Genomic DNA, 19,610 nt, shown 5'->3' with positions numbered 1-19,610 from the left:
GGGACTCTCATGGCTGACCACACGCCGACCGGCCCGATCGAACTTGGCGCAGATATGGACTACGCCGAGCACGAGAAAACCTATTCGACCTTCATCACCCTGGCGAAATACGGCACATTGGTCTGCGTGGCACTGATCGTCGCCATGGCCTTCGGCTTCTTCACGCCCGCCGGCTTCTTCTCGTCCGCGGTGCTGTTCCTGATCATCTGCGCCGTCGGCGGCTACCTGCTCCGCGACGTCCCGACCCATATCACCTGACATTTTCTCCGCGCAGCCGCGGGTTTTCCGCGTCCGCTCCCTCCTGATGGGGATGGGTTGGAACAGGCAGTCTTCGCTCTGAACGACCTGATTGCGGACCGGCGGCGTGTGCCGATGCTGCCTGCGCGCCCGGCGGGGCGCGGCTTCGATGTGATTTCTGGGACGCCGGCCTCCGGCCCCGTCCCGTGCGAATTTCGTTGGTAGAGGCCGACGCAACTTTTCGCGTCAGGCACTTTACGTTTGGTAAGGTTCCAACCGAAAGGACGTAGCGGTGGGCCAGGCAATATTCATACCGAAGGAAACAGACCCGAACGAGGGTCGCGTTGGTGGTTCGCCTGAGACGGTGAAACGCCTCGTCGGCTTCGGCTTCGAGGTGGTCGTCGAGGCGGGCGCCGGCACCCTGTCGCGCATCACCGACGCCGACTACCAGGCGGCGGGGGCGAGGATCGGCAAGGCGGCGGATGCCGGCAAGGCCGATGTCGTGCTCAAGGTGCGCCGCCCGAGCGAAGCCGAGCTCAAGGGCTACAAGGCGGGGGCCGCGGTGCTCGCCACGATGGACCCCTATGGCAACGATGCGGCGGTCGCGGCGATGGCGAAAGCCGGGGTCACCGCATTCGCCATGGAATTCATGCCGCGCATCACGCGCGCCCAGGTGATGGACGTGCTTTCCTCGCAGGCCAACCTCGCCGGCTACCAGGCGGTGATCGACGGGGCGGCCGAATACGACCGCGCCCTGCCGATGATGATGACGGCGGCGGGCACGGTGCCGGCGGCCAAGGTGTTCATCATGGGCGTCGGCGTCGCCGGCCTGCAGGCGATCGCCACCGCGCGCCGCCTCGGCGCCATCGTGACGGCCACCGACGTGCGCCCGGCGGTGAAGGAACAGGTCGCCTCGCTCGGCGCCAAGTTCATCGCCGTCGAGGACGACGAGTTCAAGCAGGCCGAGACCGCCGGCGGCTACGCCAAGGAGATGTCCAAGGAGTACCAGGCCAAGCAGGCGGCGCTGACCGCCGAGCACATCGCCAAGCAGGACATCGTCATCACCACCGCGCTGATCCCGGGCCGTCCGGCGCCGAAGCTGGTGTCGGCCCAGATGGTCGCGGCGATGAAGCCGGGCTCGGTGCTGGTCGACCTCGCGGTCGAGCGCGGCGGCAATGTCGAGGGCGCGGTTGCCGGCAAGGTCGTCACCACCGGCAACGGCGTCAAGATCGTCGGCCACCTCAACGTACCGGGCCGCGTCGCGGCGTCCGCCTCGCTGCTCTATGCCAAGAACCTGTTCGCCTTCCTCGAGACGATGATCGACAAGGGCGCCAAGAAGATCGCCATCAACCGCGACGACGAGCTGGTCAAGGCGACGATGCTGACCGACGCCGGCAAGGTGGTGCACCCCAACTTCGCCAATGCGGCGGCTGCCGCGGCGGACAAGCCCAAGCCGGTGGTGCCGGGCCAGAACCGCGGCGATGATCCGGCGACCGACGGTGCGGCCGCCAGGCCGGCGGCGAAGAAGGCCGCCGCCAAGTCCGACAAACCGGCCGCCGCCAGGAAACCGGCCGCTGCCAAGAAATCAGCCAAGTCGATCTCCGGGGGAGATGCGTGATGGAACAGACGGCTCTCGAAAAAGCGCTCGACCAGCTCGATCAGGCGGTGGCCGCGGTCCGGCTCGGCGTGCAGGAACTGGCCAATACGCAAGGGGCGGCGGAAGCCGCCGGCAATGTCGCGCATGCGGCGTCCGGCGGGGCGATCGACCCGTTCGTGTTCCGCTTCGCCATCTTCGTGCTGGCGATCTTCGTCGGCTATTACGTGGTCTGGTCGGTGACCCCGGCCCTGCACACGCCGCTGATGGCGGTGACCAACGCCATCTCCTCGGTGATCGTGGTGGGCGCGCTGCTGGCCGTCGGCATCGCCGCCTCCGGGCTCGCCACCGGCTTCGGCTTCGTCGCCATGGCGCTCGCCGCCGTCAACATCTTCGGCGGCTTCCTGGTCACCCAGCGCATGCTGGCCATGTACAAGAAGAAGGACAAGTGACGTGAACGTGAACCTCGCCTCCTTCCTCTACCTGGTCTCGGGCATCCTGTTCATCCTGGCGCTGCGCGGCCTGTCGCACCCGACCACCAGCCGCAAGGGCAACACCTACGGCATGATCGGCATGGGCATCGCCATCGTCACCACGCTGGCGCTGGCGAAGCCCTCGCTGGGCGGCCTCGGCCTGATCGTGCTCGGCCTGGCCATCGGCGGCGGCGTCGGTGCGGTCACCGCGCGCCGCATCGCCATGACCTCGATGCCGCAGCTGGTTGCGGCCTTCCACAGCCTCGTCGGCATGGCCGCCGTGATGGTGGCGGCCGCCGCCATCTATGCGCCCGAAAGCTTCGGCATCGGCGCGGTCGGCGCCATCCACGGCCAGGCGCTGGTCGAGATGAGCCTCGGCGTCGCCATCGGCGCCATCACCTTCACCGGCTCGGTCATCGCCTTCCTCAAGCTCGACGGCCGCATGTCGGGCAAGCCGATCATGCTGCCGGCCCGCCACCTGATCAACGCCGCCCTCGGCATCGGCCTGGTCGTGCTGATCGTGCTCCTGGTCACCACCCAGTCGACCACCATCTTCTGGCTGATCGTGGCGCTGTCTTTGGTGCTCGGCGTGCTCTTGATCATCCCGATCGGCGGCGCCGACATGCCGGTCGTCGTCTCGATGCTCAACTCCTATTCGGGCTGGGCGGCGGCGGCGCTCGGCTTCACGCTCGGCAACCTGGCGCTGATCATCACCGGCGCGCTGGTCGGCTCCTCGGGCGCGATCCTCTCCTACATCATGTGCAAGGGCATGAACCGCTCGTTCATCTCGGTCATCCTCGGCGGCTTCGGCGGCGAGACCACGGCTGCCGTCGACGACGGCATCCAGCGCACGGTCAAGACCGGTGCCGCCGACGACGCGGCCTATCTGATGATGAACGCCCAGAAGGTCATCATCGTGCCGGGCTACGGCATGGCGGTGGCCCAGGCCCAGCATGCGCTGCGCGAGATGGCCGACAAGCTCAAGGCCAACGGCGTGGAAGTCAAATACGCCATCCACCCGGTCGCCGGCCGCATGCCCGGCCACATGAACGTGCTGCTCGCCGAGGCCAACGTTCCCTACGACGAGGTGTTCGAGCTGGAGGACATCAACTCGGAGTTCGCCCAGGCCGACGTCGCCTATGTCATCGGCGCCAACGACGTCACCAACCCCTCGGCGCGCGACGACAAGAACTCGCCGATCTACGGCATGCCGATCCTCGACGTCGACAAGGCCCGCACCTGCCTGTTCGTCAAGCGCTCGCTCGGCTCCGGCTACGCCGGCATCGACAACACGCTGTTCTACAAGGACGGCACCATGATGCTGCTCGGCGACGCCAAGAAGATGACCGAGGAGATCGTCAAGGCCATGGACCACTGAGCCGAAGGCTCGGCCAACGCCACGCCGACAACTCGCACGGCAGACAAAAGCCCGGCTCACGCCGGGCTTTTTGCGTTTGGGACAATGCGTCTCTTCGCCGACATGCGTCGTCGCGCTGCCCCTCATCCGCCTGCCGGCACCTTCTCCCCGCAGGCGTGGAGAAGGGACAAGCGGCTGCGCCGGCGACTCCCTCCCCCTTGTGGGGAGGGATAAAGGGTGGGGTGTCTCCGCACACCTGTTCGCGATCTCCCCGGTCCAAACACCCACAAAGGGGCGAAGGGGATCTGCTACCGCTGCGCTTCCGTCACCATCCTCACCGCAAGCCCGGCCAGCACCGTGCCCATCAGCCAGCGCTGGATCTTCAGCCAGCCGGGGTTGCCGTTCAGGAACTGCGAGATCGAACCCGCGGTGAGCGCGATGATCGAGTTCACCGAAACGCTGATGCAAATCTGGATCGAGCCGAGCACCAGAAGCTGGGTCAGCACGCTGCCGGCCGCCGGGTCGATGAACTGCGGCAGCAGCGACAGGTAGAGCACCGCAACCTTGGGGTTGAACAGGTTGGTGAAGAAGCCCATGGCGAACAGCTTGCGCGGCCTGTCCCTGGGCAGCTCGCGCACATGGAACGGCGAGCGACCGCCGGGGCGGATCGCCTGCCATGCCAGCCACAGGAGATAGGCGGCACCGGCGAAGCGGATCGCGTCGTAGGCGTAGGGGACGGCAAGCACCAGCGCGGTGATGCCGAAGGCCGCGCACAGCATGTAGACGACGAAACCGAGCGCCACGCCGCCGAGCGAGATCAGCCCGGCCCTGGGGCCCTGGCTGAGCGAGCGCGATACCAGGTAGATCATGTTGGGCCCCGGCGTCAGCACCATGCCGAGCGCAATGGCCGCGAAAGCAATCAGATTGGCCGTGTCCGGCATGGATCCCCCTCGAGCGAAACAGGTCGTCGACCCGGGCCGCATGTTTGCCCCGGAACGGAGGTTTGCGAAAGGGGCAGCGCGGGGGCAGCGGTTGCGGCAGCAGGGCGAAATGTCAGCGGCGGTACGAGCACCAGCTGCGCGGGAGATGGTCCGGCCGCGCCATCTTCATGCCGGCGGCGAGCGCGTCGTCGAGGCTGTCGGTATAGTAGGCGGTGTCTTCGATGCCGCCGAAATGGTTGACGCGAATCCTGTTGCCGCGCTTGCTGATCAGAATGCCGATGGTTCGAAGCTGGTCCTGAACTTCCCGGTACCGCATGATGTCCACCCGCCGCGCCAGCATGCGCGCGCCGAAGCATCGACGCGCCGCTCAGGCCGGATGAACTGCTCCTTCCTCGGCGGAGCCCACGTACATCTGAGATGGCTGATCTTTGCGGTTTTGGCCGCCGATTGCAAGCGGCGGGCGGCGAAACCGCGTTTGCCGCACCGGCGGCGCGAGCGCCGGTGCGACAGATGTCAGGTCCTGGCGGCTTGTGGCTACTTGGCCGCGGCGCTCACCAATTGCAGCGCGCCGACGGCGAGCGCCATGTTGAGCCCGGTCTGGGCCTGGACGCTGAGCGGCTGGAGCGCGATCGAGCGGCTCGATCCGCCGACCAGCACATTTGCCCCGAGGCCCACCGCAACGGTCGCCTCGGCGCTGGCGCCGACATAGTTGCCGGCCAGCACGTCGGGGGCGTAGACGTCCTTGCTGGGGGCCAGCACCAGCCATTGCATGACCGCGCCCGACGTGGTGCCGATATCGATGCCGTATTTGTTGATCCGGCCGGAATAGCTTTGCGGCGCACGGTCGCCGAAGGACGGCTTGAAGGTGCAGTGCATGTCCTTGCTCGATCCGACGACGAAGCCGGCGCCGCCGTCGACCGTGCAGGTGAGCATGCCCAGCTTCGCGCCGAACTGGGCGTGGGCCGGCAGCGAGAGCGGCAGAAGCGCCAGTGCGGCAAGCAGCAGTTGTTTCATGGCTGGTCTCCTTTCACGGCAATAGCAACCGGTTCGCCGTCGAAAGGTTCCCGCGCGGCCGGCCGGGCTATGGCGGAATGGCGGCGGCCGGCTCGCTGCGGCGCAGCGATCAGGCGCCGCGCGTGCGCGCCAGGCCGTCGACCGCCGGCTTGTAGTTGGGGTCCAGCCGGACCGCCTCGGCGTAGGATTTGGCAGCCTTGGCCTTGTCGCCGCGGCGCTCGTAGATCAGCGCCTGGTTGGCCCAGCTCTCGGCGATCTTGCCGTCGAGCTTGATCGCCATGTTGAAGTCGGCGAAGGCATTGTCCTCGTCGTTGGTGGCGAGGTAGGAAAGGCCGCGGCCGTTGTACGGTTCGGCCGAGTCCGGCGCCAGCGAGATCGCCTTGGAGAAATCCTCGATGGCGAAGGCGTGCTGGCCCTGCTGCTGGTAGATCAGGCCGCGATTGTGGTAGGCGCGCGGGTCGGTGGTGTCGAGCTGGATCGCCTTCTGGAAGTCGTTGAAGGCGTCCTGGGTGCGGCCGGCCTTGCGGTACAGGTTGCCGCGGCCGATATAGGCCGCGTCGTAGGAATCGTTCAGCTGGATGGCCTTGTTGTAGTCCGCCAGCGCAGCGGTCTGGTCGCCCATGAAGCGGTGGATCAGCGCGCGGTTGGAATAGGCCTGGTAGAAGTTCGGGTTGAGCTGCAGCGCCCGGTCGAAATCCTGCAGCGCCTCGCGGTACTTGCCGCCGCGGCCATAGGCCGAGCCGCGCACGTTGTAGGTCTCGGGATCGTTCGGATTGCTCGAGATCACCGAGCTCAGCGAGGCGATGTTCTCGGCCGAGCCCTGCGCGGTGTCGATCCGGGTCAGTTCGCCGGCCGGGCCGGATGAGGACTGGCAGCCGGCGGCGGCCAGCGCCACAAGCACGAGAGCCGTCACGGCGCCTCCGCGCATGGAAGACTTGCGGCTGCTCGTGGCTGCATTCATCGCTGGCGTCCCTCGCTTGCGCCCCGGCAGTTGGCGCGGCGTCCGGCAGGAATCCGGACAAAACAAAAAGGTGGCGGCGATGTCTAGTCGCCCCACCTCGTCGTTATCCTTCGAAAAGGACCAAAAATTGGCGGATCAACGCGCCGGACGGGCACCGGCGGCAGGAGCCGGACGCGGGGTGCTCGGCAGCAGGCCTTCACGCTGGGCGCGCTTGCGGGCCAGCTTGCGGGCGCGGCGGACGGCTTCTGCCTTCTCGCGGGCGCGCTTCTCGGACGGCTTCTCGTAGTGACCGCGCATCTTCATTTCACGGAAGATGCCTTCGCGCTGCATTTTCTTCTTCAGCGCGCGAAGCGCCTGGTCAACATTGTTGTCGCGGACGAGTACCTGCACGTGTGATCCTGTCTTTCGTGTTCGAAATCTGAAGGCTCCGGCAATAGCCAAAACGCCTCCGCGATGGGCTTCACCGCGAATTTGTGGGCGGCTGATAGCAGAATCGGGGCCGCTTGTCCACTGCAAAGCAGCATTTGCGCGGCCTGTGCGAAACGGCGGGCGGAGGCATGGCTTCGCGCCAGCCAGGCTTGCGGCCCAAGCCTCTCTCATCTTCGCATCCGCCATGCAAGGCCTTCGACGAAGTTGCTGCGCATGGCGCAGGCGAAGGGCGAAGCGGGAGGCCGCTGCGGCCGCCGGCTTAGCCGACCAGTGCCGCATGACCCGCCGCTTCCGCGCCGCTACGGCATCACGCCCGGGGCGGTTTTTGCCCTGGCGCACGGAAATAGGGGCTCAGAGCTGGACCGCACGGTACCGCAGCGTGCACCATGAAAGCGCCCGTCGGCAGGTCTATTGCAACCTGTCCGCCGAGAATGCCGCCCGGAGTTGCGCCGTGACCGACACCGCCTTGCCCGCCCGCTCGTCCACTGCCCAGGGAACGGTGTTCGCCATCCTGCTCGCGGTCAGCTTCAGCCACTTCCTCAACGACGTCATGCAGTCGCTGATCTCGTCGCTCTATCCGATGCTGAAGACGGACTACCGGCTCGACTTCTGGCAGATCGGCCTCTTGACCACGACCTTCCAGGTGACGGCGTCGCTGCTGCAGCCGGTGATCGGCATGTACACCGACAAGAAGCCGCTGCCGTTCTCGCTGCCGTTCGGCATGTGCCTGACGCTCATCGGCCTGCTCACCCTGGCCTTTGGCCGCAGCTATGAGATGCTCCTGGTCGGCGCCGCCTTCGTCGGCCTCGGCTCCGCCATCTTCCACCCGGAATCGTCGCGCGTGGCGCGGCTCGCCTCCGGCGGGCGCTTCGGCCTCGCCCAGTCGCTGTTCCAGGTCGGCGGCAATTTCGGCTCGGCGCTCGGGCCGCTGCTGGCCGCCTTCATCGTCGTGCCCCTGGGGCAGGGCGGCATCGCCTGGTTCTCCATCGCCGCCATGGTCGGCATCGTCGTGCTCGTCCGCGTCAGCGTCTGGTACAGCCGCCACATCGCCACCGCCGCCAAGCGGGCGGCACCCACGCTGTTCAATCCGCTGCCGCGCCGCAAGGTGCTCTCGGCGCTCGTCGTGCTCGCCATCCTCGTCCTTTCCAAGCAGGCCTACACGGCGAGCCTGTCGAGCTTCTACACCTTCTACGTCATCGAGAAGTTCGGCGTGTCGGTGCAGGAATCGCAATATCTGCTGTTCCTGTTCCTCGGTTCGGCCGCCGTCGGCACCTTCCTCGGCGGCCCCGTCGGCGACCGCTTCGGCGCCAAGACCGTGATCTGGTTCTCGATCCTCGGCGTGCTGCCCTTCACGCTCATGCTGCCCTATGCCGACCTGTTCTGGACCAAGGTGCTGACGGTGGTGATCGGCCTGGTCCTCGCCTCGGCCTTCTCGGCCATCGTCGTCTTCGCGCAGGAACTGGTGCCGGGCCGCGTCGGCATGATCGCCGGCATCTTCTTCGGCTTCGCCTTCGGCATCGGCGGCATCGCCGCCGCCGTGCTCGGCGTGGTGGCCGACGTGCGCGGCATCGAGTACGTCTTCGTCATCTGCTCGTATCTGCCGATGCTCGGCCTGCTCACCATCTTCCTGCCGAACATGAAGGCCGCGCGTCTCGGCGCGGCCTGACGGCTCCTAGCTGGAGCATGGCCCCGGCGGTTGCAATGCCGCGGCTGGCCGGCCACCCGATACCTGCGGCAAAAAGGGGTGTCGCAAACAGGCGGCGCAAAGCGGCAGGGGTCGTCGCAAACAGGGCAAGGGTGACATCAGCTTTTCGCTAGTGCTACACCTCGCGCTCTGACGCTTCCGGCATCTGCGAGGCCCTGAAAAAATGCGGAAATATTCGGTTTTTGCCATAGCCCGAGAGGCGATGCGCGGCCACAAGGGCTGGGAGGAGCAATGGTCCTCGCCCGAACCGAAGAGCGAATACGACGTCATCATCGTCGGCGCCGGCGGCCATGGCCTCGCCACGGCCTATTATCTGGCCAAGGAGCACGGCATCACCAATGTGGCCGTGCTGGAAAAGGGCTGGCTCGGCGGCGGCAACACCGGCCGCAACACCACCATCATCCGCTCGAACTACCTCTATGACGAATCGGCCGGCATCTACGACCACGCCGTGAAGCTGTGGGACGGCCTCAGCCAAGACCTCAACTACAACGTCATGTATTCGGCGCGCGGCGTCATGATGCTGGCGCACAACGTGCACGACGTGCAGGTGCTGAAGCGCCACGTGCATGCCAACCGCCTCAACGGCATCGACAACGAGTGGCTGACGCCGGAGGAAGCCAAGGCCTACTGCCCGCCGCTCAACATCTCGGCCAGTGCCCGCTACCCGGTGGTGGGCGCGACCCTGCAGCGCCGCGGCGGCACCGCCCGCCACGACGCGGTCGCCTGGGGTTATGCTCGCGGCGCCTCCGACCGCGGCGTCCACATCATCCAGAACTGCGAGGTCACCGGCGTGCGCCGCACCGCCGACGGCCGCGTCTCCGGCGTCGAGACCTCGAAGGGCTTCATCGGCGCCAAGAAGGTCGGCGTCGTCGCGGCCGGCCACACCTCGGTCATCATGGACATGGCCGGCGTGCGCATGCCGCTCGAAAGCTACCCGCTGCAGGCCCTGGTGTCCGAGCCGGTCAAGCCGGTGTTCCCCTGCGTGGTCATGTCCAACACGGTGCACGCCTACATCTCGCAGTCGGACAAGGGCGAACTGGTCATCGGCGCCGGCACCGACCAGTACACCTCCTATTCGCAGACCGGCGGCCTGCACATCATCAACCACACGCTCGACGCCATCTGCGAGATGTTCCCCATGTTCACGCGCATGAAGATGCTGCGCTCCTGGGGCGGCATCGTCGACGTCACGCCGGACCGCTCGCCGATCCTGGCCAAGACGCCGGTGAAGGGGCTCTACGTCAATTGCGGCTGGGGCACGGGCGGCTTCAAGGCGACGCCCGGCTCGGGCAACGTCTTTGCCCACACCATCGCCCGCGACGAGCCGCACCCGATCAACGCGCCGTTCACGCTGGAGCGCTTCCGCACCGGCCGCCTGATCGACGAGGCGGCAGCCGCCGCCGTGGCGCACTGAATTCAGCGAGGGAAAAATGCTCCTGATCCATTGCCCCTATTGCGAGGAAGAGCGCCCCGAGCTCGAGTTCCGCAACGCCGGCGAGGCCCATATCGCCCGGCCGACCGACATCGCCGCGATCAGCGACGAGGACTTCGAGAAGTTCTTCTTCATCCGTTCGAATCCCAAGGGCGTCACCTTCGAGCGCTGGCGCCACGTCCATGGCTGCGCCCGCTTCTTCAACGCGGTGCGCGACTCGGTCTCCGACAAGTTCATGCTGACCTACAAGGCCGGCGAGCCGAAGCCCGACATCTCCAGGCTCTCCGCCGAGGGCGGGCCCGCCGCCTGGGCCAACCGCCCGCCGGACCAGCTCAACGAAAAACCCACCAGCAAGCGCTCGACCAAGGGAGAGGCATGATGGCCGGTTCCTACCGCATTTCCGGCCAGGGCCGCCTGACGCCGGCGAAGACCGCGCGCTTCACCTTCGACGGCAAGGCGATGACTGGGCTGGCCGGCGACACCGTCGCCTCGGCGCTGCTCGCCAACGGCGTGCATCTCGTCGGCCGCTCGTTCAAGTACCACCGCCCGCGCGGCATCCTGTCGGCCGGCGCCGAGGAGCCCAACGCGCTGGTCACCGTCACCCGCGACGCCGCGCGCAAGACGCCCAACGTGCGCGCCACCGTGCAGGAGCTCTATGACGGGCTCGACGTCGCCTCGCAGAACCGCTGGCCGTCGCTTTCCTTCGACGTCGGCGCGGTCAACGACCTCGCCTCGCCGTTCTTCTCGGCGGGCTTCTACTACAAGACCTTCATGTGGCCGAAGGCTGCGTGGAAGAATTTCTACGAGCCCAATATCCGCTCCGCGGCCGGCCTCGGCGTGGCACCCGACCAGCCCGATCCCGACCACTATTCGTCGCGCTACGCCCATTGCGAGGTGCTGGTGCTGGGCGGCGGTGCCGCCGGCATCGCAGCCGCCCTTGCCGCGGCCGAAACCGGCGTTCGCGTCATCGTCTGCGACGAGCAGGCCGAGTTCGGCGGTGCGCTGCGCTTCGAGAAGGGCGCGGTGATCGACGGGCAGGACGGCTGGGCGTGGGCGCAACGCGCGGTGGCGAAGCTCGCCGCCATGGACAACGTCACGGTGCTGTCGCGCACCACGGCCTTCGGCTACTACGCGCAGAACTTCGTCGGCCTCGCCGAGCGTGTCACCGACCATCTCGCCGATCCGGGCCGCGAGGCGCCGCGCGAGCGGCTGTGGCAGGTCCGCGCCAAGCGCGTGGTCATCGCCACCGGCGCCATCGAGCGCCACATGGTGTTCGCCAACAACGACCGTCCCGGCGTCATGCTGGCGTCCGCGGCGCGCACCTTCCTCAACCACTACGGCGTCGCCGTCGGCCGCAATGTCGGCGTCTACACCGCCAATGATTCCGCCTATGCGGCCGCCGTCGACCTCAAGAAGGCCGGCGTCGGCATCGCGGCCATCGTCGACCTGCGCGACAACCCCGCCGGCCCGCTGGTCGACGAGGCGCGCGCGCTCGGCATCGAGGTCAACCACGGCCGCGCCGTCACCTCCGTCAACGGCCGCCAGCGCGTCACCTCGATGGTCGTCCAGGCCAAGGCGGGCGGCGCCGAGCGCACGATCACCTGCGACGCGGTGCTGATGTCGGCCGGCTGGACGCCGTCGGTGCACATGTTCTCGCAGTCGCGCGGCAAGGTCGCCTTCGACGCCGACACCCGCCGCTTCCTGCCCGGCACCTATGCCCAGGACTGCGTCTCGGTCGGCGCCTGCAACGGCTCGGATTCGCTCGAGGACAGCGTCGCCCAGGCGCTCGAAGCCGGTGCCAGAGCTGCCCGCGAGGCCGGCGCCAAGTCGGGCAAGGGCGTTGCGATCAAGGTCGAGGGCGCCGAAGGCTGGAGCGGCGGCATGCTGGGTTCCGGCCCGGGCGCCGGCGCCGAGACCACGGTCAAGGCCTTCATCGACTTCCAGAACGACGTCACCGCCAAGGACATCCGCCAGGCGGTGCGCGAGGGCATGCGCTCGATCGAGCACGTCAAGCGCTTCACCACCAACGGCATGGCCACCGACCAGGGCAAGACCTCCAACATGCACGGTCTCGCCATCGCCGCCGAGGCGCTCAACAAGGAGATCCCCGAGGTCGGCCTCACCACCTTCCGCGCGCCCTATACGCCGGTGACCTTCGGCGCCATCGTCAACCACTCGCGCCATGCGCTGTTCGACCCGACCCGCAAGACCCCGACGCACGCCTGGGCGGAAGGCCACGGCGCGGTGTTCGAGGATGTCGGCCAGTGGAAGCGCGCCTGGTACTTCCCGCGCTCGGGCGAGGACATGCATGCCGCCGTCAACCGCGAATGCGTGGCGGTGCGCAAGACCGCCGGCCTGTTCGACGCCTCCACCCTCGGCAAGATCGAGGTGGTCGGCCCGGATGCCGCCAAATTCATGGAGCTGCTCTACACCAACCCGTGGGAGAAGCTCGAGGTCGGCCGCTGCCGCTACGGCATCATGCTGCGCGAGGACGGCTTCATCTACGACGACGGCGTGGTCGGGCGTCTGGCCCGGGACCGCTTCCACGTGACGACGACCACCGGCGGTGCTGCCCGCGTCATGAACCACATGGAGGATTACCTCCAGACCGAGTTCCCCGAGCTCAACGTCTGGCTGACTTCGGTGTCAGAGCAGTGGGCGGTCATCGCCGTCCAGGGCCCCAACTCGCGGAAAATCATCGAACCGCTGGTCGAGGGCATCGACCTCTCCGACGAGGCCATGCCGCACATGTCGGTGCGCGAGGGCAAGATCTGCGGCGTGCCCACCCGGCTGTTCCGCATGTCGTTCACCGGCGACCGCGGCTTCGAGGTCAACGTGCCGGCCGACTACGGCCGCGCCGTCTGGGAGGCGCTGTGGGCGGAAGGCGAGAAGCACGGCGCCTGTGCCTACGGCACCGAGGCCATGCACGTGCTGCGCGCCGAGAAGGGCTACATCATCGTCGGCCAGGACACCGACGGCACGGTCACGCCCAACGATGCCGGGCTCGACTGGGCGGTCGGCAAGAAGAAGGCCGACTTCGTCGGCATCCGCGGCATGGCGCGGCCAGATCTCGTCGCCAAGGGCCGCAAGCAACTCGTCGGCCTCAGGACCCGGGAACCGGCGACGGTGTTGGAAGAGGGTGCGCAGATCGTCGAGAATCCCAAGCAGGCGGTGCCGATGAAGATGATCGGCCACGTCACGTCGAGCTACTGGTCGGAGAATTGCGGCCGGTCCATCGCCATGGCGCTGGTGGCCGGCGGCCGCGACCGCATCGGCGAGACGCTCTACGTGCCGATGCCCGACCGGGTGATCGAAGTGGAAGTCACCGGCACCGTGTTCTTCGACGAGAAGGGAGATCGCCTCAATGGCTAAGGTCGCAACAGCCGTCAGGAACCCCGCGCATGCGGGCAAAAGCGTCGGCGGGCAGGGCGTTGCCCTCAAGGTGCTGGAGCCGGCGAGCCGCCTGTCGCTGCGCGCCCGCCCGGATGCCATCGCCGCCCTCTCCAAGGCGCTCGGCGTGGCCCTGCCGCAGAAGCCCAAGTCGTCGGCCGCCAAGGCCGGACGCACCGCGCTGTGGCTCGGGCCGGACGAATGGCTGGTCATCGACGAGGCCGGTGGCGACCCGGTCGCCGACTGCGCTTCGGTCAAGGGCCTGCACTCGGCGGTCGACGTCTCCCACCGCAACGTGGCGATCGCCGTGACCGGTCCCAACGCCGCCGCCACTGTCAGTTCCGGCTGCCCGCAGGACCTGTCGCTGGAAGCCTTCCCGGTGGGTGCCGCCTCGCGCACCATCCTCGGCAAGGTCGAGATCGTGGTCCTACGCACGGCCGAAGACGCCTTCCGCGTCGAATGCTGGCGCTCGTTTTCGGACTATGTCTGGGGCTTCCTGTCGGAGGCCGCGCGGGACGCCGGCTGAGCGTTCCGCCCTCAATCCCCGGAACCTTATGCGTCGCTTCGGACCCTGGAACCTCCGGGCCGAGGCGCGCGTTTCATCGTCCCGTTCCTGGAAATGAGGACGAGCAAGATGCCCAATGCCTCGCAGTCGAATGCCGGCCGCGTCCAGAACCGGCGCCAGCGCCGGGCCCGGCGCAGCGACGAGCGGCCGAAGGACCAGCAGGTGCTTCAGCAGGAGCTGGACGAAGGCCTGGAAGACAGCTTCCCGGCGAGCGACCCGGTCTCCGTCACCGTGACCTCCATTCCCGGCGCGCCGGTCAGGCCGGCCGGCGGGAAGGACGATGCGCCGCGTAAGGAATAGGGGTGCCCCAAAAGCACCCCCCCTGCGAATTCACTGGTGTCTTACCTGAGACCGGGGCGCCGGTGCCAAGGCGGGTCACCGCTTCTGCCCGTTGGTGCTGCCCCCAGCCCCGAGCAAAGAAAAAGGCCACCCATATGGGCGGCTTCTCGCGCAATTCCAGGAAAAGTGCGAAGCGGTTTTCCGTCCGGAATTGCGTCAAAACAAAGAGATAGAGCGTTTCCGCGATTCGAAGAAAAGCGGAAGCGCTCTAATTTAGCAGTCAACTGCTTTCGGGGTCGCTAACTTGCCGGTTGCTCCGTCAGTTGAACGTCGGCACGATCCAGGGGTTGATGTCTATGCCCATCCGCGGCTTCTGCGGCGCGTCGATGCTGTCGGTCGTCTGCGGTCCCCGCTCCTTGATCGATCCGGTGGGCGTGCAGTCGAGCTTCTGGCCCGTTTCGCTGCAGGTCGCGGGCGCCTGCGGCTTGGGCGTCTGAGCATCCTTTGCCGTCACCATGCCGGTCGCGGCGAGCATCGCCGCGAGCGCCAGAACTGTCCGTCTCATCATGCATCTCCGTAAGATTTATTTCGTACATGTACGGAATGCCTTACAGATACGGCCGCATCTTGCGTATTGCAAGAGGAATGGCGTACGCGTACGGATTTTCGTCGTTCAGGCACTGAATGCTGCCCGACGCGCCTCGGCCCCGAAAAGTGAGCCCTCAGCAGCGGCCGGGTTCGTCGGTGAGTGGCATGGACTCGCTTGCCGCAAGTCCGGCAAGGGCGAGATCGCCAATTCGCATCACATAGGCTTTGGGATCGCCGAACGGATAGAAGGGAAACGTGATCAGCAGCGAGATCGCCCCATGCGCCGCGGTCCACAGTACCGTGGCCATGGCGCGGGCGTCGCCCTTCAATCTGCCCGCCGAGATGCAGGCCTCGACACGTTCCATGATCACCTGGAACGCCGGGTTACCGCTTTCCATCTCGGCGAAGGTCTTTCCGACCGGCGGCTTCTGCTTTTCGGTCATGAACACGGTGCGGTATTCGTTCGGGTTGTCGAGCCCGAACGCGGCATATTCGGTGAGCGCTGCGCGCACCGCCTCGAGCGGGTCGTCCGGCCGGTTGCGGCGCATCCGCCGAGCCAGGTCGGCGAAGGCATCCTCGGCAAGCGCCATCAGGATCTCTTGCTTGTCGGCGAAGTACGAATAGACCGACATCGGCGCGTAGCCGACCTTGGTGGCGAGCTTGCGTATGGTGAGGCCTTCGTAGCCTTCTTCGCGCACCAGCGCGTGAGCCGCTGCCACCAGTTCGGCCCTCAGTTCGGCCCGCTGGAGCTCACGTCGGTTTGCGGCACTGCTCTGCACGTCTACGCCTACCATTCACCCACTCGAGGGGAAAATTCTATATCCGGGTCCAACGGGCGGCAAGGCAGGCGCCATAGCTCATCCGTACTAGACAATGCGCGCCGGGGCAGGCGTTCGGCGGCTCAGGCGGTCTCGCGCTTGGGTTCGACGAAGGTCATCGTCAGCCAGCGGGCGGTCAGCGCCGGCTTCTTGGAGTTCTCGATCTCGATGGTCACGTCATGCGTCGCCTGGATCCAGCCCGAGGGACGGATCTTGAGGCCGGACAGCACGAAACGGGTGCGGATGCGCGAGCCGGTCTTGACGGGTGCGACGAACTTCAGCTCCTCGAAGCCCTGGTTGATGCCCATGCTGCCGCCCTCGACCGGGGGCAGGGTCTCGTAGGTCATCGCCGAGAGCAGCGACAGCGTCAGGAAGCCGTGCGCGATGGTGCCGCCGAAGGGCGTTTCGGCAGCCGCCCGGTCGGGGTCGCAATGGATGAACTGGTGGTCGTCGGTGGCGTCGGCGAACTGGTCGATCATCCGCTGGGTGACGGTGCGCCAGGGCGAAACGCCGATTTCCTTTCCCAGGCTCGCCTCAAGTTCGTCCATCGTGATCGGTTTCAGGCCCATGGCATCCCGTCCTGACAATAAATCTGAAGCCCCGCGCTGATTGGGAGGACTGATACAAAATCGAAGGCCCCGTGTCATCGCTTGCTGCGGCAAATATGTCGCGCATCGACCGGTAAAATGTATGAACTATTCCGCGGCTTCCACGCCCGTATAGGCCGCTTCCTCGAGTTCGCGCTTGAGACGCGTTTCCTCCGCCACCTTGGGCGTGATGAAACGGCCGAGCAGCAGATAGGCGACCGGGGTGAGGAACAGGGTCGAGAGCGTGGCGAGACCGAGGCCGCCGACGATGACCCAGCCGAGCGCGATGCGGGCCTCGGCGCCGGCACCCTTGGCCAGCACCAGCGGCAGGCCGCCGAGCACGGTGCAGATCATCGTCATCATCACCGGGCGCAGGCGGATGGTCGCCGCCTGCTCGATCGCCTGCCGCACGCCGATGCCGCGGTCGCGCAGCTGGTTGGCGAATTCCACCACCAGGATGCCGTTCTTGGCCATGACGCCCACCAGCAGCACCAGGCCGATCTGGCTGTAGGCGTTGAGCGAGGTGCCGGTCAGGATCAGCGCGAAGACGGCGCAGGCGAGCCCCAGCGGCACCGTCGCCATGATGATGATGGCGGAAACGAAGCTCTCGAACTGGGCCGCCAGCACAAGCAGGATGATGACGAGCGCGAAGCCGAAGATGGTCAGCATGCTGCCGCTCGTCTCGTCCAGCGTCGCCGCCTCTGCGAGCGGCAGCACCCGGCTTCCGGCCGGCAAGAGCGGGCCGGCGATCTCCTCAGCCCGCTTCAGCGCGTCGCCGAGGGCGAAGTCGGGGGCTAGCCCCGAGGTGATCGCCACCGAGCGCTGCTGCTGTTCGCGCGACAGCGACGGCGGCACCGCCCGCTCGCTCAGCGAGGCGATGGTCGACACCGGCACGAAGCGGCCGTCGCCGGCCCTGACGAAGATGTTCTCGAGGTCGGTCGAGTCGTTGACCGGATTGGTGGTCGACACCAGCTTCACGTCGTAGGAGCGGTCCTCGATGAAGACGCTGGCGATCTTGCGGCCGTCGAGCATGGCCTGCAGCGCCGGCGACAGACCCGATATGTCGATGCCGAGGTCGGAGGCGCGCTCGCGGTCGATGGTGACGAAGAGCTGCGGCTGGGTCGATTCGGTCGAGAGGCGGGGCTGGCGGAAGCGCGGGTCCTTCTCCATCTCGGCCAGCACCTTGGCGGCCGCGTCGCCGAGTTCCGCATAGCTGTTGCCGATCAGGGCGAACTGCAGGCCGCTGCCGGCGCCGCGGATGCCGAGGCTGTTGGGCTGCATCAGGGTGGTGCGCACGCCGGGCACCTGGATGGTGCGCTGGGTGATGTCGGCGGCGATGTCCTGCTGGCTGCGGGTGCGTTTGTCCCAGGGCGCCAGCGACAGCACCATGAAGCCGCTGTTGTTGCTGTTGCCCATGCCGGCGCTGACGAAGGTGCTCTCGATCTCGCCGGACTTGCGCATCGGCTCGATCAGCGCCTCGATCCGGCGCAGCTGCGAGGTGGTGTAGTCGAGGCTGACGCCCTGCGGGGCCGAAACCCTGAGCATGATCAGCGAGCGGTCCTCGTTGGGCGTCAGTTCCTGGCGCACCGCGCCGAAGGCGAAGTATGCGGCGGCCGCGAACAGCACCGAGACGAGAATGACGATCGCCGGCGCGTCGAGGCAGGCGTGCAGGCAGCGCTTGTAGGTCGCCGCCAGCCTGCCGCCGATGCGGCTCAGGATGCCGGACTGCGTGTGGTCGATGCTCTTCTGCGTCAGCATGCGCGAGGCGAGCATCGGGCACAGCGACAGCGCCACCACCGACGACAGCAGCACCGAGATCGCCAGCACGAAGCCGAACTCGCGGAACAGGCCGCCGGTCTGGCCGGGCAGGAAGGAGATCGGGATGAACACCGCCGCGAGCGTCGCGGTGGTCGCCATGACGGCGAAGAACACTTCCTGGGTGCCGAGCACGGCCGCGGCGCGCGGGCCCATGCCCTCGTTGCGGCGGCGCACGACGTTCTCGAGCACGACGATGGCGTCGTCGACGACGAGGCCCGTCGCCAGCACCAGCGCCAAAAGCGTCAGGATATTGACCGAGAAGCCGGCGAGATAGATGCCGGCGATGGTGCCGATCATCGCCACCGGCATCGCCAGGCCGGGGATCAGGGTCGCGCGCCAGTCGTGCAGGAACAGGTAGATGACCACGAGCACGATGGTCACCGCCAGCACGAGCGCGATCTCGACCTCGTCGATGGCCCCCCTGACGAAGGTCGCGTCGTCGCTGGTCACCCGGATCGCCATGCCCTGCGGCAGGGTCTGCTGGATCCGTTCCGCCGCGTCGCGGACGCCCTTGGAGATGTCGAGCGTACTCGACTGCGCCTGGCGGATGATGCCCAGGCCGATGCCCGTCTTGCCGTCGGAGCGCAGCGAGGTCGTGCCGGGATCGCCGCCGAGCGTCACCTTGGCGACGTCGCCGAGGCGCGTCTTGCCGTTGATGATGATGCTCTCGAAGGCTTCGGGCGTGTTCACCGCGGCGCTGGCGCGCACGATGATGTCCTGGTTGCCGACGTTCAGCGAGCCGGCCGGGGCGTCGAAGGAAACGGTCGCCAGCGCGTTCGAGATGTCGCCGAGGGTCAGGCCGAGGCTCGCCACCTTCGACTGGTCGATGTCGACGCGGAACACCTTGGCGCGGTCGCCATAGACCTGGACGTCGGCGACGCCGTCGACGGCGGCCAGCGCGTCGACGATCTGGTCCTCGACCAGGATGGTCATGTCCTCGACCGGCATGGTGTCGGAGGTGACCGCCAGCCGCATCACCGCGTCCGCATTGGCGTCGGCCTTGACGATGCGCGGCGCATCGGCGTCGTCGGGCAGGCTGTTGGTCACCCGCCCCACCGCGTCGCGCATGTCGGAGGCCGCGACGTTGAGGTCGACACCGTCGTTGAACTCCACCGTCACCCGGCTGTTGCCGTAGGACGAGGAGGACGAGATCGCCTTCACGCCGGTGACGCGCGCTGCGGCGCCCTCGACCACCGCCGTCACCTCGCGGTCGACGATTTCGGCGGCCGCGTCGGAGTAGGTCGTCGACACGCTGATGACCGGCCTGTCGACGTCTGGCAGCTCGCGCACCTCGACGCCGTAGAAGGCGGCGAGGCCGGCCACCGTGATCAGCGCGTTGACGACGAAGGCCAGCACCGGCCGGCGCACCATCAGAGCGGAAATGCCCTGTTCGGCCTGTTCGTTCTGGCTCACCGACAT

At 67.2% G+C, this 19,610-nt stretch carries 19 protein-coding genes; 10 read left to right on the top strand and 9 right to left on the bottom strand.

Features of this window, described 5'->3' with window-relative positions; genetic code table 11:
• The first annotated feature begins 9 nt into the window (after nucleotides 1-9).
• The 4 genes from J2X50_RS05560 (at nucleotide 10) to J2X50_RS05545 (ending at nucleotide 3,682) form a co-directional block, all read left to right on the top strand.
• Nucleotides 10-258, top strand: coding sequence for an aa3-type cytochrome c oxidase subunit IV (locus J2X50_RS05560; RefSeq protein ID WP_429092579.1), 249 nt, complete (start codon nucleotides 10-12; stop codon nucleotides 256-258).
• A 271-nt stretch (nucleotides 259-529) separates the two neighbouring features.
• Nucleotides 530-1,855 (top strand): Re/Si-specific NAD(P)(+) transhydrogenase subunit alpha, encoded by a 1,326-nt coding sequence (locus tag J2X50_RS05555; RefSeq protein WP_429092576.1) that lies wholly within the window; start codon nucleotides 530-532, stop codon nucleotides 1,853-1,855.
• On the top strand, nucleotides 1,855-2,283 hold the full coding sequence (locus J2X50_RS05550; protein ID WP_429092573.1) for an NAD(P) transhydrogenase subunit alpha: 429 nt from the start codon (nucleotides 1,855-1,857) through the stop codon (nucleotides 2,281-2,283). Before J2X50_RS05555 ends, J2X50_RS05550 begins: the two co-directional genes overlap by 1 nt.
• 1 nt (nucleotide 2,284) lies before the next feature.
• The gene (locus tag J2X50_RS05545; RefSeq protein WP_429092570.1) at nucleotides 2,285-3,682 is read left to right on the top strand and encodes an NAD(P)(+) transhydrogenase (Re/Si-specific) subunit beta; all 1,398 of its coding nucleotides are present in this window, start codon (nucleotides 2,285-2,287) and stop codon (nucleotides 3,680-3,682) included.
• A 287-nt stretch (nucleotides 3,683-3,969) separates the two neighbouring features.
• Here J2X50_RS05545 and J2X50_RS05540 read toward each other — a convergent pair whose 3' ends face one another.
• The 5 genes from J2X50_RS05540 to rpsU form a co-directional block, all read right to left on the bottom strand.
• On the bottom strand, nucleotides 3,970-4,602 hold the full coding sequence (locus J2X50_RS05540; RefSeq protein WP_429092567.1) for a LysE family translocator: 633 nt from the start codon (nucleotides 4,600-4,602) through the stop codon (nucleotides 3,970-3,972).
• 112 nt (nucleotides 4,603-4,714) lie between these two features.
• Nucleotides 4,715-4,918: a hypothetical protein gene (locus tag J2X50_RS05535; protein WP_340036573.1), complete on the bottom strand. Its 204-nt coding sequence runs from the start codon at nucleotides 4,916-4,918 to the stop codon at nucleotides 4,715-4,717.
• 218 nt (nucleotides 4,919-5,136) lie between these two features.
• Nucleotides 5,137-5,616, bottom strand: coding sequence for a DUF992 domain-containing protein (locus J2X50_RS05530; protein ID WP_429092565.1), 480 nt, complete (start codon nucleotides 5,614-5,616; stop codon nucleotides 5,137-5,139).
• Between the two features lie 109 nt (nucleotides 5,617-5,725).
• A complete protein-coding gene (locus J2X50_RS05525; protein WP_429092562.1) occupies nucleotides 5,726-6,577 on the bottom strand; it encodes a tetratricopeptide repeat protein in 852 nt (283 codons plus the stop codon).
• Between the two features lie 135 nt (nucleotides 6,578-6,712).
• Complete coding sequence (rpsU, locus tag J2X50_RS05520; RefSeq protein WP_340036576.1) at nucleotides 6,713-6,967, bottom strand: 30S ribosomal protein S21; 255 nt, start codon at nucleotides 6,965-6,967, stop codon at nucleotides 6,713-6,715.
• 490 nt (nucleotides 6,968-7,457) lie between these two features.
• Between rpsU and J2X50_RS05515 the strand changes: the two genes are divergently transcribed.
• The 6 genes from J2X50_RS05515 (at nucleotide 7,458) to J2X50_RS05490 (ending at nucleotide 14,401) form a co-directional block, all read left to right on the top strand.
• Nucleotides 7,458-8,672 carry an MFS transporter gene (locus J2X50_RS05515; RefSeq protein WP_429092560.1) on the top strand — a complete coding sequence of 405 codons (1,215 nt, stop codon included), beginning with the start codon at nucleotides 7,458-7,460 and terminating at the stop codon, nucleotides 8,670-8,672.
• A 202-nt stretch (nucleotides 8,673-8,874) separates the two neighbouring features.
• Nucleotides 8,875-10,128, top strand: coding sequence for a sarcosine oxidase subunit beta (locus tag J2X50_RS05510; protein WP_340036578.1), 1,254 nt, complete (start codon nucleotides 8,875-8,877; stop codon nucleotides 10,126-10,128).
• Between the two features lie 16 nt (nucleotides 10,129-10,144).
• Entirely contained in the window at nucleotides 10,145-10,525 is a 381-nt protein-coding gene (locus tag J2X50_RS05505) for a sarcosine oxidase subunit delta (protein ID WP_429092558.1), read from the top strand.
• The gene (locus J2X50_RS05500; RefSeq protein WP_429092555.1) at nucleotides 10,525-13,518 is read left to right on the top strand and encodes a sarcosine oxidase subunit alpha; all 2,994 of its coding nucleotides are present in this window, start codon (nucleotides 10,525-10,527) and stop codon (nucleotides 13,516-13,518) included. The genes J2X50_RS05505 and J2X50_RS05500 overlap by 1 nt, the downstream gene beginning before the upstream one ends.
• Nucleotides 13,511-14,062: a sarcosine oxidase subunit gamma gene (locus tag J2X50_RS05495; RefSeq protein WP_429092552.1), complete on the top strand. Its 552-nt coding sequence runs from the start codon at nucleotides 13,511-13,513 to the stop codon at nucleotides 14,060-14,062. Before J2X50_RS05500 ends, J2X50_RS05495 begins: the two co-directional genes overlap by 8 nt.
• Nucleotides 14,063-14,170: 108 nt before the next feature.
• Nucleotides 14,171-14,401, top strand: coding sequence for a hypothetical protein (locus J2X50_RS05490; protein ID WP_429092549.1), 231 nt, complete (start codon nucleotides 14,171-14,173; stop codon nucleotides 14,399-14,401).
• 298 nt (nucleotides 14,402-14,699) lie between these two features.
• On the opposite strand, the gene J2X50_RS05485 is transcribed toward J2X50_RS05490, so the two are convergent.
• The 4 genes from J2X50_RS05485 to J2X50_RS05470 form a co-directional block, all read right to left on the bottom strand.
• Nucleotides 14,700-14,945, bottom strand: coding sequence for a DUF680 domain-containing protein (locus J2X50_RS05485; RefSeq protein ID WP_429092546.1), 246 nt, complete (start codon nucleotides 14,943-14,945; stop codon nucleotides 14,700-14,702).
• A gap of 157 nt (nucleotides 14,946-15,102) precedes the next feature.
• Complete coding sequence (locus tag J2X50_RS05480) at nucleotides 15,103-15,762, bottom strand: TetR/AcrR family transcriptional regulator (protein WP_429092543.1); 660 nt, start codon at nucleotides 15,760-15,762, stop codon at nucleotides 15,103-15,105.
• A gap of 107 nt (nucleotides 15,763-15,869) precedes the next feature.
• Entirely contained in the window at nucleotides 15,870-16,355 is a 486-nt protein-coding gene (locus J2X50_RS05475) for a MaoC family dehydratase (protein ID WP_429092540.1), read from the bottom strand.
• Between the two features lie 126 nt (nucleotides 16,356-16,481).
• The gene (locus J2X50_RS05470) at nucleotides 16,482-19,610 is read right to left on the bottom strand and encodes an efflux RND transporter permease subunit (RefSeq protein ID WP_429092537.1); all 3,129 of its coding nucleotides are present in this window, start codon (nucleotides 19,608-19,610) and stop codon (nucleotides 16,482-16,484) included.

The organism is Aminobacter sp. BE322, assembly GCF_050433525.1.
Lineage (GTDB): Bacteria > Pseudomonadota > Alphaproteobacteria > Rhizobiales > Rhizobiaceae > Aminobacter.
This window is presented reverse-complemented; position numbering and strand designations above follow the sequence as displayed.

Coding starts and splice junctions, on each gene's coding strand:
- J2X50_RS05560 (WP_429092579.1), top strand. CDS start 10: ATGGCTGACCACACGCCGACCGGCCCGATCGAACTTGGCGCAGATATG.
- J2X50_RS05550 (WP_429092573.1), top strand. CDS start 1,855: ATGGAACAGACGGCTCTCGAAAAAGCGCTCGACCAGCTCGATCAGGCG.
- J2X50_RS05540 (WP_429092567.1), bottom strand. CDS start 4,602: ATGCCGGACACGGCCAATCTGATTGCTTTCGCGGCCATTGCGCTCGGC.
- J2X50_RS05535 (WP_340036573.1), bottom strand. CDS start 4,918: ATGCGGTACCGGGAAGTTCAGGACCAGCTTCGAACCATCGGCATTCTG.
- J2X50_RS05530 (WP_429092565.1), bottom strand. CDS start 5,616: ATGAAACAACTGCTGCTTGCCGCACTGGCGCTTCTGCCGCTCTCGCTG.
- J2X50_RS05525 (WP_429092562.1), bottom strand. CDS start 6,577: ATGAATGCAGCCACGAGCAGCCGCAAGTCTTCCATGCGCGGAGGCGCC.
- J2X50_RS05510 (WP_340036578.1), top strand. CDS start 8,875: ATGCGGAAATATTCGGTTTTTGCCATAGCCCGAGAGGCGATGCGCGGC.
- J2X50_RS05505 (WP_429092558.1), top strand. CDS start 10,145: ATGCTCCTGATCCATTGCCCCTATTGCGAGGAAGAGCGCCCCGAGCTC.
- J2X50_RS05500 (WP_429092555.1), top strand. CDS start 10,525: ATGGCCGGTTCCTACCGCATTTCCGGCCAGGGCCGCCTGACGCCGGCG.
- J2X50_RS05495 (WP_429092552.1), top strand. CDS start 13,511: ATGGCTAAGGTCGCAACAGCCGTCAGGAACCCCGCGCATGCGGGCAAA.
- J2X50_RS05490 (WP_429092549.1), top strand. CDS start 14,171: ATGCCCAATGCCTCGCAGTCGAATGCCGGCCGCGTCCAGAACCGGCGC.
- J2X50_RS05485 (WP_429092546.1), bottom strand. CDS start 14,945: ATGAGACGGACAGTTCTGGCGCTCGCGGCGATGCTCGCCGCGACCGGC.
- J2X50_RS05480 (WP_429092543.1), bottom strand. CDS start 15,762: ATGGTAGGCGTAGACGTGCAGAGCAGTGCCGCAAACCGACGTGAGCTC.
- J2X50_RS05475 (WP_429092540.1), bottom strand. CDS start 16,355: ATGGGCCTGAAACCGATCACGATGGACGAACTTGAGGCGAGCCTGGGA.
- J2X50_RS05470 (WP_429092537.1), bottom strand. CDS start 19,610: ATGTCGGTGAGCCAGAACGAACAGGCCGAACAGGGCATTTCCGCTCTG.